This is a genomic window from Psychrobacter sp. G (genome assembly GCF_000418305.1).
In the GTDB taxonomy this organism is placed as follows: domain Bacteria; phylum Pseudomonadota; class Gammaproteobacteria; order Pseudomonadales; family Moraxellaceae; genus Psychrobacter; species Psychrobacter cryohalolentis.
Window position 1 is genome coordinate 2,597,613 of the sequence record NC_021661.1, and the last position, 15,046, is coordinate 2,612,658.

Genomic DNA, 15,046 nt, shown 5'->3' on the forward strand with positions numbered 1-15,046 from the left:
TGTCTCATAAGTCGCTCACAATAAATGAATGTGGAGTGTCGTTTGTCGCTTTATTAGCAATATAGTTGGTCAGCTTTTCTGCCAATGCTTGAGGACTGCCGATAAAGGTACAATATCCTGAGTCAATGATAGCCTGTGGCTGACTGGGACAAGTACTCAAACTTGGGTCTTGTGCCCATAATTGACTGTCATTATCTTGTATCAAATCTAAATACTGCGTGCCATCATTGCCCATACCTGAAAAGATAATGTTTATCAGCTCGCTACCATAAACATCGCTGGTGTTTTTGAGAATCTGACCAATAGCAGGTTTATAATCCCCTACCCAAGCCTGATCTAATAAGATAATGCGACCAGTTGAGTCACAGACAATCTGTTGATCGATAGGTACGATCAGACATTGACCTGTACGCATGCGCTGCGAGGAAGTAATCATCTGGCAGTGCCAGTCATTATGGCGATTTAATATACGTGGCAAGGTACTAATCATGGTTTGATTAAAATGATGCGCTAGTAAAATACTTATCGGCAGTGTTGGCGATAGGTGATCTAAGAACTCTTTAACCGCACTAGGACCACCCATAGATGCCCCTAAGAACACCACATAACGCCAATCACTAATATCATCCTTATAGACAGAATTATCGATAAGATTTGGCAAATCCAGCAGTTGCGCAAGCTTACGTTTGAATTTACGTTGCCATTTAGCGTACTGCTGCGCCTCATTAAGATAAGGTGCTTGACTAAACCCGACCAACATCGCTACAGGATTGGAAGCAGCTGTCATGGTCGCTAGATGCTCATCGTAATCACTGTCTATCAACCAGATATCAATAGCGCTTTCATAACCATCAAACTTATCCTTCAACTGCGATGGTGTAACGCAATCCACCAGATGAAAGCCACAGCTCCGCACTGTATCAGAGAACGCCATCCGCTGCTGATGGTCTTCTGCCACCACCAGTACTTTAATCTCATTTTTATCTTTTAACGCCAAGGCACGTATGTTACCCATGATGAGTTAGGTGGACCTTTTCATCCAATAAACTTTGGATTTTATCAAGCAGCTGGTTTTCTTGGAAAGGTTTGCCCATATAGTCATTTACCCCAATCTCAAGGGCACGTTCACGATGCTTCTCACCGGTTCGTGAGGTAATCATGATAATAGGCAGATGCTGCAAGCGTCCATTATGTCTGACTTGGGTAGCAACTTCAAAACCGTCCATGCGCGGCATTTCAATATCAAGCAGCATTAAGTCAGGCGTCATCTCTTGTAGTATCTCAAGCGCATCGATACCATCTTTGGCAAGTACCACATTGAACCCTTGACGCTCTAAGAATCGTGATGTTACTTTTCTGACTGTGACTGAATCATCAACGACCAGAATCGTGGTATTGGAATCCATATTTCTTTGTTCAGTAGCTTTAGAATGCGTGACGTCTTTGACTAAAGCCGCGTTACGCATCAAGGCTATCAAGTCTAGAATGAGCATCACTGAGCCATCGCCCATAATGGTAGCCGCTGAGATACCAGATAAATTTGAGAACTGTTGCCCCAAAGGTTTTACCACTACTTCAATACGTGAGCCTGCTATTTGATCGACTTGTAAGGCCATATTCTGACCACTGCGGTTTTTGATGATAATAAGCGGCACGCTAGTATTGGTATTAACGACCAGCTCATTGAGCTTATTACCAGATAAAATCTCATTTAAATAGCGTACACGATAGTCGGTATCTTCAAAATTGAGAGTCGCCTTACCCGATTGATAATAGTCATAGACTTTTTCTGGATTGATACGTACAACGCGTTCAATCTGCACCAAAGGTATGGCATAGTAACGATCAGCTGCTCGAACTACCAAAGCATCGGACACAGCTACCGTTAATGGTACACGGATGGTAAAGCTCGATCCTTTGCCAAGCTCTGATACCACGGATACAGCACCACCTAGCTGACGAATCTCACTGATAACAACGTCCATACCGACGCCGCGCCCTGATATCTGCGTGACCTGTTTGCTGGTACTAAGACCGGCATTAAATATATATTGCATGATATCAAGGTCGCTAAGATTCCTATCTTTGGCGTCGATCAAACCCTGAGAAATGGCTTTTTCACGTACCGCCTCTACATCAATCCCTTGTCCATCGTCATTGAGCAAAATGACAATTTCACTTCCTTCACGTAGTACTTCTAGCGTGATTTGACCGCTGCGCTCTTTACCTGCTGCCAGCCTTGCTGCCACATTTTCGATACCATGATCGACTGCGTTACGTAACATATGCTCAAGCGGTGAGGTGATACGCTCTAGAATGGTTCTATCCATCTCATCATCAGCATTGATAATTTTTAGCTCAACCGACTTATTCAGCTCATTAGCCGTTTGGCGGACAATACGCTCAAGCCTTGGTGTTAATCGCGTAAAAGGAACCATACGTGAGTTCATCAAACCATCTTGTAGTTCAGTCTGCGTCCGAGATAACTGGAGCAATAGACTTTCACTATCACGCGTTTTTTCTAATAAAGTATGGTTAATTTCGACCAAATCCGATGCCGACTCTGACAAAGATTTTGACAGCTGATTCAAAGAAGAGTATTGATCCATCTCTAGCGGGTCAAAACCTTCATGATTGACCAGCTCTTCATCAATCTGCGATAAAATCTGTGCCTCAAGCTCAATTTCCATACGGCGCAACTGATCCGCTAGACGCTGTACGGTAGTACCCATCTCTTCAATACTGTTGGTCAAGCTACTGATGCCCATATCGATACGAGCACGGTTAATCGCAGACTCACCTGACAGGTTAATCATATGCTCAATCAGACTGCCTGAGATACGAATCATCTCACTATTATTGGCATTTTGCTCTTGTTCAGTCGCATCGTTAACCATCAGCGGCATGGCGCTGATATCTTCTTGGATATAGGTTATTTCTTGGTTTTCTTTGGCAATTAAAATCGTTTCACGCTGAGCTTGCAGGGTTTCTGCTGGTACCTGCTTTAAACTATTAGGGTTTTTACTAAATTGCTGTAATGCCTCAATTAGTAAACTAGGTGTTGGCGGATTCACTTGCTGTGATAGGATAAAAACAGCATCTGCTAGCCAGTCATAACAAGCAGCCAGCAACTCCAGCACTTTCGTGGTTGCAGGGCGGCGCTGAGCAACAAAGTCTTGATAAACTGATTCCATTTCATGAGCTAAATCAGCAATACCAGTAGCAGTAACCATACGTGCGCCACCTTTTAAGGTATGCAAGTCGCGCTGTAGTGCTTGCAGCGCAACCATGTCACCAGCATCATTTAAGAATAACTGTAGATATTCATTACGATTGGTGAGCGCTGCTGCCTCTTCTAAGAAAACTTCTAAAATATCAGCATCAGGTAAACCATGCGCCCACGATTGCTGAATGATTTTATCTAAACTTAACGCATCTGCCTCATTTGCTACATGTTGGGTATCTTGATTGGCAAAGATTTGAGGCTCAGCTGCCACATGGTTATTTGGCATAGGAATAATAAGCTGTACCGTTTCTGGCAATGCTTGTGCTTTTAAAAACTGCTGTAATTGAGCCATGAGCTCAGGCGCAAAAAAAGACTTTTGATAACGTACAATGTGTGCTACCTGCAGCGATAAGGTATCTTGTACCACTTGCATAATCTCAAGCCACTGTGCGGTTGGCTCGCGTTTAGATTCTACAAACGCCTCATAAACGCTTTCTGCTTCATGAGTCAAGTCGCCAATACTGCGGATACCCGCCATACGCGCACCACCTTTGATGGTATGCAGATGGCGTTGGAGTACCTTTAAGGTATTAATATGGGTGATGTCTGCACGCCACTTACTAAAACTATCGACCAGCGCATCATCAAGCTCTTGCGCCTCTTCTAAGAAGATTTCTAGTAGCTCAATATCCGTATCAATATTTTCTAGCTCTAGCTCAGGTGCGGCAATACTTTGTACAGTAACCTGTTCTTCATCGGCTATATTTTCATCACTTTCATTCTTATCTTGCACGATATTGTCTTGCACGATACTAGTTTGCACGGTGTTGTATTGCTTGATACTCTCTAACCGCTCTAGTACTTGCTCATCAATTTTTAATGACGTACTGCCTGCTAAAGCATCAAATAAACCAACTAACTGCGCATGACCTGCAAGTAGGATTTCTTGGATATCAATATCTGCCGCTTCTTTTGGATACTGGCTCAAATAATGATAAGCATCTTGTAAGGCATCAAGAATAGAGACGAATTTTGGAAAGGCTTGTGCTTTGTCAGTTAAATATTTAATTTGTAAAATTTGCTCAGCGATATAGGCTTGGATTTGCTCGATATCAGCACTGTTAAGCGCTTCATCTAATTGCCACTCGGCATCTAATAACTCATCAATATTGCCATCTAACAAGTCATTAATCGTTGGTTTATCCTCAGTGCTTGCCTCACTATCGTCATCTTGCTCCTCAAGCATCGCCTGTAACGAGGCGATATCCTGCTCGCTTTGCATATGCTCTGCCGACATATCTTGCTGGTTTGCATGTTGTTTATAGTTATGGAGATAACCATCAATAAGCGTGACAGATTGGGCCAGTGCAGTTAAATGGCTTGCATTCATCGGTATATCCTGCTGCTGTAGAAGCTCTAAGCTTTGCTCTATCGTCGCACTCACTTCACTAATGGCAGTCAATGCACTAGAGCCAGAAGCTGCTCTCAAAGTATGGAATGCGCGCACAATCTCGTCACTTACCTCGACATATGGCTCATTTTTATGATGACGTACAAAGTCATTAACGCCTTCTAACAACTCTTCTGCCTCTTCAATAAAGATGTCAAAGAACGCCTGTTCTTCTTCACTTTGAGGCATGACAATAACTGGTGCTTCTGCCATTTTTTCATTGACCGAATAAATCGTCTGCAAGGTGCGATCAATGGCTTCATCATTTTCCAAATCTTGAATACGACTGTCTAAATCAATGTGACTTGGCGTATGCTTAGCAGGCTGTAACCATTGATTGTATAATGCACAGTAACTGAATTCATCACCTAATTGTTTGCTATAAGCATTAGCACAGGCAACCCACAATGGCATCATAGTAGGATAATCTTGGCTTTCACGCTCGAAAGTGCTTAGTAACTCAGGATATACGGCCAATACATCACCAATCAGCTGCTGTATATCCGCTGAGGCAGTTATGCTCTTATCTAAAATGCGATTTAGCATGTTTTCTATAGACCATGCTAATTCAGCACTGTAATGAGCACCGACCATCCGACCAGAGCCCTTCAGAGTGTGAAAGCCACGGCGTATGTCTTTCAGTTCAGTCAAATCAGTAGGTGAAAGCTGCCAATGTCCATATAAAGGGATGATTTCATCTAAGACTTCATTAGCCTCTTCTATAAATATCTCTTTAATATCAGGATCAGCATCGTTTGCATCTGTCACTAGCGACTGTGCTTCCAAAATAAATGGCTGCAATACCAAAGGGAGCTCTAAATCTGACAATGCATTCAAAGTGTTAGCTGGCTCAGAGACTGAGCTTATGGCTTGCGCGTGTAAATTATGGTCAAGTATATGATGATCTGATGCAAAGTCCGATTCTTCAATATCAGCTGTTAATAACGTAGGTGCAGCTACTGGTAAACCTGCATTTAGTGGTTGCTGAGTCATCAAGTTATGACTTTGCAAAAGAGTAATAGCAGGGTCAAAGCTTGGTGGCTGTTGTGCTGCAAAGTCAAATAACATAACGGGTAGGCGTTTAGTGGTTTCTGTTATCAACGTTACCACATCGTCCGTTACGGATAAGGTTTTATCCAATAAACGGTTGAGTAGATTTTCGATAGACCATGCCATCTCACTGATGCTAACAGCACCAACCATACGTCCCGAGCCCTTTAAGGTGTGGAAACCACGACGTAGTTCCGTTAATGGTGTCAAATCTTGCGCATCTTCCTGCCATATTGGTAAAAAGTCTTCTAGATCACCAATCACTTCTTCAACTTCTTCAATGAATATTTCTCGAATGTCTTCATCGATATCGAAGGTATCAGGATTTAGCTGTTGGCGCATTTTCAACAGAGCTTCGCTTGCCCCTGTCTCTATAGACTGTTTATTGTCTAATAGTGAGTCAGTCAACGTCTCAGCATTAAAAGACGGTTCAGTGCTAGGCGCAATCTCACCGCTGTCGTCATAGCGCAATACATCATTGGCGGCTGGTTTTTGGGTGAGGAAAGTATCGTTGACTGCTTCAGGCGCATCGATATATGTATTAAGTAGCTTGGCTGCCGTATCAATATTAGTATTTGCTTTTTCTAGTAGTGTTTGATCAACAAACTGTTGCGCAAGATAATCCAATAATAACTCAATGGCACTCAAACTCTCTGCCAACGCCTCGGTAACGTCCCAGCGCAATATGGCAAGGTTATGAGTATGTAGCTGTGCAAATATATCGGCTATCTTATCGACTACTTTACCAATCGCTGGCAGCCCCATACTGTTAAAAGTCTGGCTCATGCTCATAAAAATTGCCTGCTCTGGCAATAATTCTAACTGTTGGCGTTGTATATAGTTATGAAAATCTTGCTTAACTTCTTCAGCCGCAATACGTAACTCACGTAAATCCACATTAACAGAACTAACATCTAAACTGTTTGCTGGTTGCAAGTCATTATCAGTGCGAGCAGAAATAGTGAATGCATCTACATCATCCATTTTGATAGAAATCATTTGTTCTGTATTATAGACAGCGCTATACAACTCTTGTAGCTGACGTTCAATCTGCCATTGTTCTTGCGTAAAATCCTGCTCTGATAAGAGGCTACGCTCTACATTAGTCGCAATAGCATCGATTTGTGAGGCAAATAATGTCCAGCCACGACTTTTAAGCTGGTTATTTATTTTCGCTAAAGGTTTTAGCAAAGTATGAGGCTTATCAAGTGCAAAAATAATCGTCTCAATCTCACTCAATATACGAGGTAAGAGACGTACTTCAGCGTCTATCTGTACACCGCCATTCAACAAAGATTCAGCATTATCACTGTTATAAATAAGACTACTTAATTCGCTATAAATATGACTAACGAGACTTTGAATCTCGCTTATAGGTGGCTCAATCTGATCTTGATGACTGTCTATCAATTGATCCAGCTGACTTAATATTCCTGCATATTGCTTAGGTAGTGGTATTTCATTTTGCCCAAGATCCTGTAGCCACAGCTCAGCCAGATACCACAAGCGCTGCAAATCAGCTTCTTGCGCCGTTTGCCATAAATAGTGGCTGACCTTTTGTAGCACAGTCAGGATAGCAGGCTTATTCATATTGGCAGCGAGCAATTTTTGCGTCTGTTGGCGCCACACTAATAGCAATTGCCGATGCTGTTGACTATCTAAATCTGACACTGCCCTACTCACAGGTAGGGTTATGTCAATATCATCATAATCCGATAAGCTAGCCAAATGACTGTCTGTCGTCAATGATAACGTATCTGCAAGCGGCTCTGTGACTATATCAAACTGCGATAAGACTTGCGCTAGATCAGTCAGCGTTTTATTCATTAAAACACTATGATATCTACCTGTGTGCACATAATGTTCCAGCTCACGCTGTAACACTTTATGAGCAATCTGCCCTATTCTGAGTTTCTCAGCAGCCAAATTTATATCTAAGCTGCCATTATCCAAACCATCAAAAACACTGGCTTCTGCTAATAAGCTAAGCTTATTAGCTAAACTTGCTAGAGTAGGCAAATTAATCATGATCAGGGCACCAGCAATTTCATGATAGTACTGTGCCATTTGCTCATTATTAGTGCCTGCTGTCTCTAATTGCCAGCCATCAGCTACCTGTGTTAATTGCTGATTAAACAGTGGCAATAACCACTCAAGCGTTACCATGTCATTGGGCTGGTTTTTCATAGATTCATCCTGACTCTTTTAGGCGCTAATTTAGGTACTGATTTTTTGCCACGCATTGAGATGTGGGTGCGCAATACGGCGCATATTTGAAGGACGCCAAAATAGCGCCTCACCTGGAGCCAATATAATATAACCACCTAAGGCGCATTGTTTTGATAATCGAGCTAAAATATCACGCTGATCAAACTTGCGAAAATATAGCAGCATATTTTGACAAACAATCACCTGTTGTAGATGCGCGGTAGGCGGTTTTTCATCCATAATATTGTGTAAAGCAAAACGGACCTGCGATTTTAACGTTGCTGTGACCTGCCAGTAGCCATAGCTACTACTTGCCGTGGTTCTATTTAGATAAGTGTTACCAATACTCGCTTCGTCAGCCATGATTGCTGGTGATAATGGTTGCACAAACTGCTGACAATATGGCGGGATTAATGATTGCTGTTTAGCGTCATATTGACCCAATCGCGCCTTTGCTAGTACTTGTTGACTGACATCTGTACCCAAGATCGTGTAATTGCTCAATTGCTTTGCAGCCAAACTCATTGCCAGAGACCACGTCTCTTGTCCGCTCGCGCAGCCCACACTCCATATGTGAAACATCTCACTAGTATCAGCATCTATCCGCTTGCGGCGCTGATGCTGCTCTGCACATTCTGTGACAAAATTGATAGAAGGCAGATGACGGAAAAATCGGCTTTCATGGATCAATACTTTATCAAGCAAATGCTGGCGTAGCTCATTGTTAAACGGCAACTGCTGCCACAACTGGATTGTAGTCAATCCATAAAACAATGCCGTGTGAATCACCGCGTTTTCCAACCAATTACATTGAATATTAGGTAAAATAAAACCAATCTCACACTCTATATAGCGTTGCCACTGTCTAGTATCAAAATAATCGTCATGCCGTATCATTTTCACATTATCTTGCATGAGGCTGTCTATTGATGTAGCTTCAATTATATGAATACTGCCTTTTTGAATATGATGATTCATGCGACCTGCTATTAATGTTGCTGCTCCAAATTTTATAATGTCTGTTTAGAGCAGCAATTTGGTTAACATTTCCATAGGAAAAATCATAGCTATTATCGACAGTTATTACATACTGGCTGAGACTCTCTCATCCATATCGAGATATTCATGATCCATGCTTTCATGATTCAACTGCTCATCATCATTTGATATTTTAAAGCCGGTGACTGATTCTTGTAGTGCTGCAGCCATTTCGCTTAGCTCACCAATAGAACGTGCAGTCGCCATCGTACCAGAAGACGTTTGAGAGGTAATATTTTGAATAATGTTCATGGTATGAGAAATATGACCTGCCGACTCCGCCTGTTGCAGAGCAGCATTTGAAATATTCTGAATGAGATCAGCCAAAGTATTAGAAACGGTTTGCACCTCTTCTAGTGCTTCACCCGCATCTTTTGCCAAACGTGCACCACGTACAACCTCAGAAGTGGTTGATTCCATCGACATAACCGCTTCACTGGTATCTGCCTGAATGGTTTTTACCAACGTTTCAATCTGTTTGGTTGCATTTGCCGAACGCTCAGCAAGACGCTGAACCTCATCAGCAACAACCGCAAAGCCTCGTCCAGCTTCACCTGCCATCGATGCCTGAATCGCTGCGTTTAATGCCAAAACGTTAGTTTGGTCTGCAATATCGTTAATCAAACCAACGATATCACCAATTTCCTGTGAAGACTCACCAAGACGTTTAATACGTTTCGAGGTTTCTTGAATCTGATCACGGATAACGTTCATACCTTCAATAGAGCGCTGTACTACTTCTGCTCCATTGTAAGAGATGGCAACCGAACGCTGAGCAACCGTTGCAGATTCTGCAGCGTTATTCGAAACTTGGTCAATGGACACCGTCATCTCATTAATAGCCGCAGACACACCAGCGATTTCTTGTGCTTGATGCTCAGAGGCTGCCGCAAGCTCGACTGCATTCATCTGTGTTTGCTCTGATGACTGCGAAACGCGATCTGCGGTACTGTTAATAACCAGTACCAATTGGCGTAGTTGGTCAATAGCAAAGTTAACAGAATCGGCAATTGCACCCGTGAAATCTTCTGATACTGTTGCATTAACCGTCAAATCGCCGTCTGCCAAATCACCCAACTCATCAAGTAGGCGCAAAATAGCAATCTGGTTACGCTCGTTTTCTTCTTGGATTTGGCGCGCACGTTCAGACTCAGCTTCCGCTTCTTGACGACGACGTAAGGTCTCTTTTTCAATAAGGAGACGTTCTGAGCCACCGCGCTGCTGTAGCAACTTATAAAAAGCGAAAAAGATACCCAATACACTGAGCACAAAGACAACTACCGGTATTATGACAGCCTGATTAAAATCGGTTAAATACTCACTGACCGAGGATATGGCATTGATCAGCGCCAATAGAGCACCCATAGCCACTAGAGCACAACCGCCTAGTAATAGCTTCCATTGACTGTTTGCATTTGTCGCGGCTTTATTTACACCGCTTACAGGGTTATTTATAACATCACTCATCGCACTTATTCCTTTCAAACAATCGTCAAAGTCTTATTGTGACTGACTCTGAAATCATAGTGTTATCAAAACAACCGTGATGAACAAAGCCTGTATGAATGCTGACACACCACCGGATCATGTCAGCTATGATTCTTCTGCCATCGTTTTAATGAACACCTCATGATCAAACATGACGGGTCATTAAAGACAGTTATATTGCAGCATCGGTATACTGTAGATCCTGTGTCAGTAAGCTTGGCATAAACACATACCAATCTTGTTCATCTTTGAAAAATTTGCCATGGTTATAAGGTGCAAATGGCGAATTCGGTTCAATGGCTTCTGGACGATATTGGTCTTGAGTAAACTGTTCGATACCGATCACTTGGTCAACAAGTAACCCTGAAAACACATTATCATGGTCGATGACCATGACTTTACGTTGACTCATTTGCGCTAACCGACTCGGCACTTGTAAAAATCGAGACAAATCGGTCAATGGCAGTAAACGCCCACGAATATTAGCAATACCAAGCATCCAAGGCTTTACTAAGGGCACGCTGGTATATTCTGGCATGGATAATACTTCTGCTACTTGACCCATTGGCGCAACCAAGCGTTGACCGCCAATCTCAAATACTACCCCTTGCCAGTCAAATTCTTGTCCGCCGCGGCGTCCGCTTTTACGCGAACGTGCCATATCTGCTATACGCAGAAGCTCAATAAATCCTCTCGATGCCACAAGCTACTCCATTACTTTACGAATGATCTGGACCAGACCGCTTTCATCAATAGGCTTGGTAAGATACTCTTTTGCACCTTGACGCTTGCCCCATACACGATCGGTTTCTTGATTTTTGGTACTGATCATGATGATAGGAATATGTGCTGTTGCCTTGTCACGAGTGATTTTACGAGTTGCCTGAAAACCATTCATTTCAGGCATGACCACATCCATCAAAATGACGTCTGGTAGATGAGCAATGGCCATCTGGCAGCCTTGTTCACCATTGGTCGCTTCCAATACTTGATAGTTATTTTTAGAAAGCATGTCGCGAAATTTCGCCATCTCAGATGGTGAATCGTCAATGACTAATACAGTAGTCATAGTTATTTCCTTTATTTTCGATGATATCTGTTAGATATAGAGTGTTAAAACAAACCGATTAAAGTAATATTTCATGCTGAACTGAATGCATATTACTGATTATGACAACAATATTTTATCGTTATATGAAAAAGTCTTGACCACTTTTTATGATCATTTTACAGATTAACGATACTGATTAATTGCCTCAAAAAGCTCATCCTTACTAAACGGTTTGGTCAGATATTCATCAGAACCTACAATACGTCCACGGGCTTTATCAAATAAACCATCTTTAGATGACAACATAATCACAGGTTTACTGGCATAGTCAGGGTTATTTTTAATCAAGGCACAAGTTTGATAACCGTCCAAACGTGGCATCATGATATCCACAAAAATAATATCTGGATTATGATCGACAATCTTAGCCAAGGCATCAAATCCATCAATGGCAGTGACAACTTCACAGCCCGCTTTTTGCAGCAAGGTTTCTGCGGTACGGCGAATGGTTTTTGAGTCATCAATAACCATTACTTTTAAACCATCAAAATTATTTTCCATTCTTATTGTCCTATTAACGACTGTTTATTCATTATGCGATATGTTCACAGTACTACTCACGCGTAGTACTGTTTACTCACAATGAATTATCTTAGTATGTTGGGCGTTATGGTAAATTTCTTACAGCGTTATTATAGCCATAAATTCAATGATTACTCATACTCTGCAACCATTAATTATCGCAGGCAAATTTAATGAATAATGTAATCGAACCCTCTATCAATAAACGAGTATCTCTTATTCAATATTGCTTGCTATAAAAACAGTTGAATATCTAGTCTCATCAAAAATCTACTATATTGAAAACCGAAAAAATCAACCAAGTTGCAAGTGAATAGCTTCGTTGTTAAATGTCGTCTTTCCAATCGTAGCCATTATATAGAACCAGCACTCATCTTACTGAATAATTTACCTTTGTGATAAAAATGTATCAATATATTTTGATATGTTCGTTTTAGCACAGTTACCAGCCATTATCCAGTAATTAGTGAAATTATGTTCTAAATTTAGCCACTTAACGACTATTCTCTATATAAAAACGGCATTCTACAGCGTCTTATCTAGCGCTTAAAAAAACCAGTTAAATACAATATGGTAGAACCATTTCCCATACTTGTAATTCCCTATATAATAAAAAGTCGTTTATGATGGTGATTGGTATGACATTTTTTATGCGCTCGCTGCATTACATGCGTTTTATATGCTTACAGACTGCGCCGTTAAAAAAGAGCGTTTATATATTGAGCGCCCTATTTCTTATCGCCTGCCAGCCAACATCTCCTACCGAAGCATTAAGTAGCGACAATAATGAGCCAGTTGATATACCACTCATTAGTACCGATAGTGTCACCATCACACCTGATCATATTTTAAGTATCAAACCTACCCGTTATCAGCCCAGCCTTGGCTTACAAGGTCGTATCGAACCTATCAAGCAAATCAACCTTATGGCGGCACAGCCGCTGACGGTAGAGCAAGTATTAGTCAGTGACAATCAATGGGTGAAAAAAGGTACGCCGCTACTCACGGTTCGACGTCAGGAAATTTTAAACAAAGCAATAGGCTTTGATGATACTGAAACCAATATAGAAGCAGAATTAAATACAACTGCTAGTAATGCTGATGGAGCTAGCACTTCTGACAATACTAGCCAGCCCTCTGTCTTAAATAAAAAAACTAATGTTATTAATGATAATAATAGAGCCGAGCTTACTAGTAATAGCAAAGACAGAACAACGGCAAAGCAGTCCTCTGATTTAATCACATTACGTGCCCGCTTTTCAGGACGCGTAGAGAATCTGTCGGTGCAAGCTGGACAAAAGATAGAAGCTCAAACAGTGTTATTGAAGCTCAGTGACGAAACGGAATTGCATTTTATCTCAACGTTGCCGATTGAAGCTGAATCGCAAATTTCTGTCGGTCAAACCGTCAACTTTACTGCCGAAGATAGAGTAGATAAATTTACCGGTCAGGTCAGTAAAGTGCAGGCGGTAAAACAACCGATACAGCTTTTGGTTTATGTGAATGTGATCAACAATGAAGTCAGTCGCAATCAGCTAGCGCCTGATATGCAAGTCACTGGCAGAGTTGACTACGGGCAGATAGAAGTGGGTACTATTGTGCCTAAAATTGCCCTACATAATGTTGACTTGACACAAATACAGGTGCCGCCTTACAAACCGCTGCGTTCTTTGACTGCCAATATCTGGATTATAGGACAAGACCAACGCTTAACCCGCCAGCCTATTGAAGTGATTGAGTACGATCCACTGACCAAACAATATTTAATCGCAGGTATCAGTAGTGACAGTTTGATTTGTTTGGCGAACTTACCCATTGAATCTAAAGGCAAAAAAGTAGTGGTGTCATAAGTACAGAGACATGCAGTTACATTGTGTAGAAACATTAACAAAGCACGCCTTGTTTAATAACATCCTGTTTAGGCAATATAGCGTATTATGGATAGTACAGATTGCATACTTTTATTGCATAGCATTAAAGCATGGCTTGTATCTCTTATATGGATAGCCACTTATAATTTACATGTTTGTAATATGAGCATTTGGGATAATTGAAAAATAAGGGCAGACGCCACTTTTATAAATTGTAAAAGTGCATTAAGAGAAATTATAACAACAACTAGAGGAAACATTATGAGTAAGCAGATTTTGTTAATTGAAGATGATCCAGATTTAGCAGAATTAATCAGTGATTATCTGACCATGAATTATTATGATGTGCATCATGCAGGTCTTGGTCAAGAAGGGCTGGATTTGTTAGATACCAAAGAGCGTGATATTGACTTGGTAGTACTTGACCTCATGCTACCCGACATGGATGGTATGCAAGTTTGCCAAAAAATCCGTGGCAATAAAAACAATATGACCAATAAAGTGCCGATCATTATGTTGACAGCAAAAGGTGATACCACAGACCGCGTATTGGGTCTTGAGATGGGCGCTGATGACTATATTGCCAAACCGTTTGAGCCGCGTGAACTGTTAGCTCGTATTCGTGCGGTTATTCGCCGCCATGAGCAGCCAAACCAAGCGGACAGTCAGTCAGATAGCTTAACTTTTGGTCGTTTGAGCGTGTTCCCTGACAGTCATGAAGTGACTATCGATGATTTACCTGTACGCTTGACAACGCATCAGTTTCAATTGCTACATTATTTTGCCACTCATTCAGGCAAAGTACTAAACCGCGAGCAATTATGGCAAGCTATGCCAAATGATGACAGCTCAGACAATATTGATCGCGCCATTGACGTACATATTTCGCGACTTCGTGCATTGATTGAAGACAATCCACGTCAACCAAAGCGTATTATTACAGTGCGCGGCGTCGGTTATCAGTTTGCCACTGACCAAGTGTAGTCAGTAGTAAACTGTTGGTAAATAAACAGTCAAACAGCTTTAAAATAGTTCATTAAAAGGGGTGTCATATGTATGATAACCCCTTTTATGTTTGACCA

The 15,046-nt window shown here is 41.5% G+C and carries 8 protein-coding genes and 1 pseudogene; 2 read left to right on the forward strand and 7 right to left on the reverse strand.

Going from position 1 to position 15,046, the window contains the following annotated elements:
• Window positions 1–4 precede the first annotated feature (4 nt).
• The 7 genes and pseudogenes from PSYCG_RS10910 to pilG form a co-directional block, all read right to left on the reverse strand.
• Window positions 5–1,015 carry a chemotaxis protein CheB gene (locus PSYCG_RS10910; RefSeq protein WP_020444248.1) on the reverse strand — a complete coding sequence of 337 codons (1,011 nt, stop codon included), beginning with the start codon at window positions 1,013–1,015 and terminating at the stop codon, window positions 5–7.
• Window positions 1,008–7,913 (reverse strand): Hpt domain-containing protein, encoded by a 6,906-nt coding sequence (locus tag PSYCG_RS10915; protein WP_020444249.1) that lies wholly within the window; start codon window positions 7,911–7,913, stop codon window positions 1,008–1,010. The genes PSYCG_RS10910 and PSYCG_RS10915 overlap by 8 nt, the downstream gene beginning before the upstream one ends.
• 30 nt (window positions 7,914–7,943) lie before the next feature.
• Window positions 7,944–8,912, reverse strand: a complete 969-nt coding sequence (locus PSYCG_RS10920) for a CheR family methyltransferase (RefSeq protein ID WP_020444250.1) — start codon at window positions 8,910–8,912, stop codon at window positions 7,944–7,946.
• Between the two features lie 189 nt (window positions 8,913–9,101).
• A pseudogene (locus tag PSYCG_RS10925) lies at window positions 9,102–10,106 on the reverse strand (methyl-accepting chemotaxis protein); the annotation flags it as partial.
• Window positions 10,107–10,632: 526 nt separating this feature from the next.
• Window positions 10,633–11,163: a chemotaxis protein CheW gene (locus tag PSYCG_RS10930; protein WP_020444252.1), complete on the reverse strand. Its 531-nt coding sequence runs from the start codon at window positions 11,161–11,163 to the stop codon at window positions 10,633–10,635.
• A 3-nt stretch (window positions 11,164–11,166) separates the two neighbouring features.
• Window positions 11,167–11,529 carry a response regulator gene (locus tag PSYCG_RS10935; protein ID WP_011514415.1) on the reverse strand — a complete coding sequence of 121 codons (363 nt, stop codon included), beginning with the start codon at window positions 11,527–11,529 and terminating at the stop codon, window positions 11,167–11,169.
• 165 nt (window positions 11,530–11,694) lie between these two features.
• Window positions 11,695–12,072 (reverse strand): twitching motility response regulator PilG, encoded by a 378-nt coding sequence (pilG, locus tag PSYCG_RS10940; RefSeq protein WP_011514416.1) that lies wholly within the window; start codon window positions 12,070–12,072, stop codon window positions 11,695–11,697.
• Between the two features lie 659 nt (window positions 12,073–12,731).
• Between pilG and PSYCG_RS10945 the strand changes: the two genes are divergently transcribed.
• Together PSYCG_RS10945 and PSYCG_RS10950 are read left to right on the forward strand one after the other, a co-directional pair.
• On the forward strand, window positions 12,732–13,943 hold the full coding sequence (locus tag PSYCG_RS10945) for an efflux RND transporter periplasmic adaptor subunit (RefSeq protein WP_041772647.1): 1,212 nt from the start codon (window positions 12,732–12,734) through the stop codon (window positions 13,941–13,943).
• 282 nt (window positions 13,944–14,225) lie between these two features.
• A complete protein-coding gene (locus PSYCG_RS10950) occupies window positions 14,226–14,948 on the forward strand; it encodes a response regulator transcription factor (protein WP_011514418.1) in 723 nt (240 codons plus the stop codon).
• Window positions 14,949–15,046: the final 98 nt, after the last annotated feature.

Excerpts from the sequence above, each read along its gene's own strand:
- PSYCG_RS10910 (WP_020444248.1), bottom strand. The coding sequence starts at position 1,015 with ATGGGTAACATACGTGCCTTGGCGTTAAAAGATAAAAATGAGATTAAA.
- PSYCG_RS10915 (WP_020444249.1), bottom strand. The coding sequence starts at position 7,913 with ATGAAAAACCAGCCCAATGACATGGTAACGCTTGAGTGGTTATTGCCA.
- PSYCG_RS10920 (WP_020444250.1), bottom strand. The coding sequence starts at position 8,912 with ATGAATCATCATATTCAAAAAGGCAGTATTCATATAATTGAAGCTACA.
- PSYCG_RS10935 (WP_011514415.1), bottom strand. The coding sequence starts at position 11,529 with ATGACTACTGTATTAGTCATTGACGATTCACCATCTGAGATGGCGAAA.
- pilG (WP_011514416.1), bottom strand. The coding sequence starts at position 12,072 with ATGGAAAATAATTTTGATGGTTTAAAAGTAATGGTTATTGATGACTCA.
- PSYCG_RS10945 (WP_041772647.1), top strand. The coding sequence starts at position 12,732 with ATGACATTTTTTATGCGCTCGCTGCATTACATGCGTTTTATATGCTTA.
- PSYCG_RS10950 (WP_011514418.1), top strand. The coding sequence starts at position 14,226 with ATGAGTAAGCAGATTTTGTTAATTGAAGATGATCCAGATTTAGCAGAA.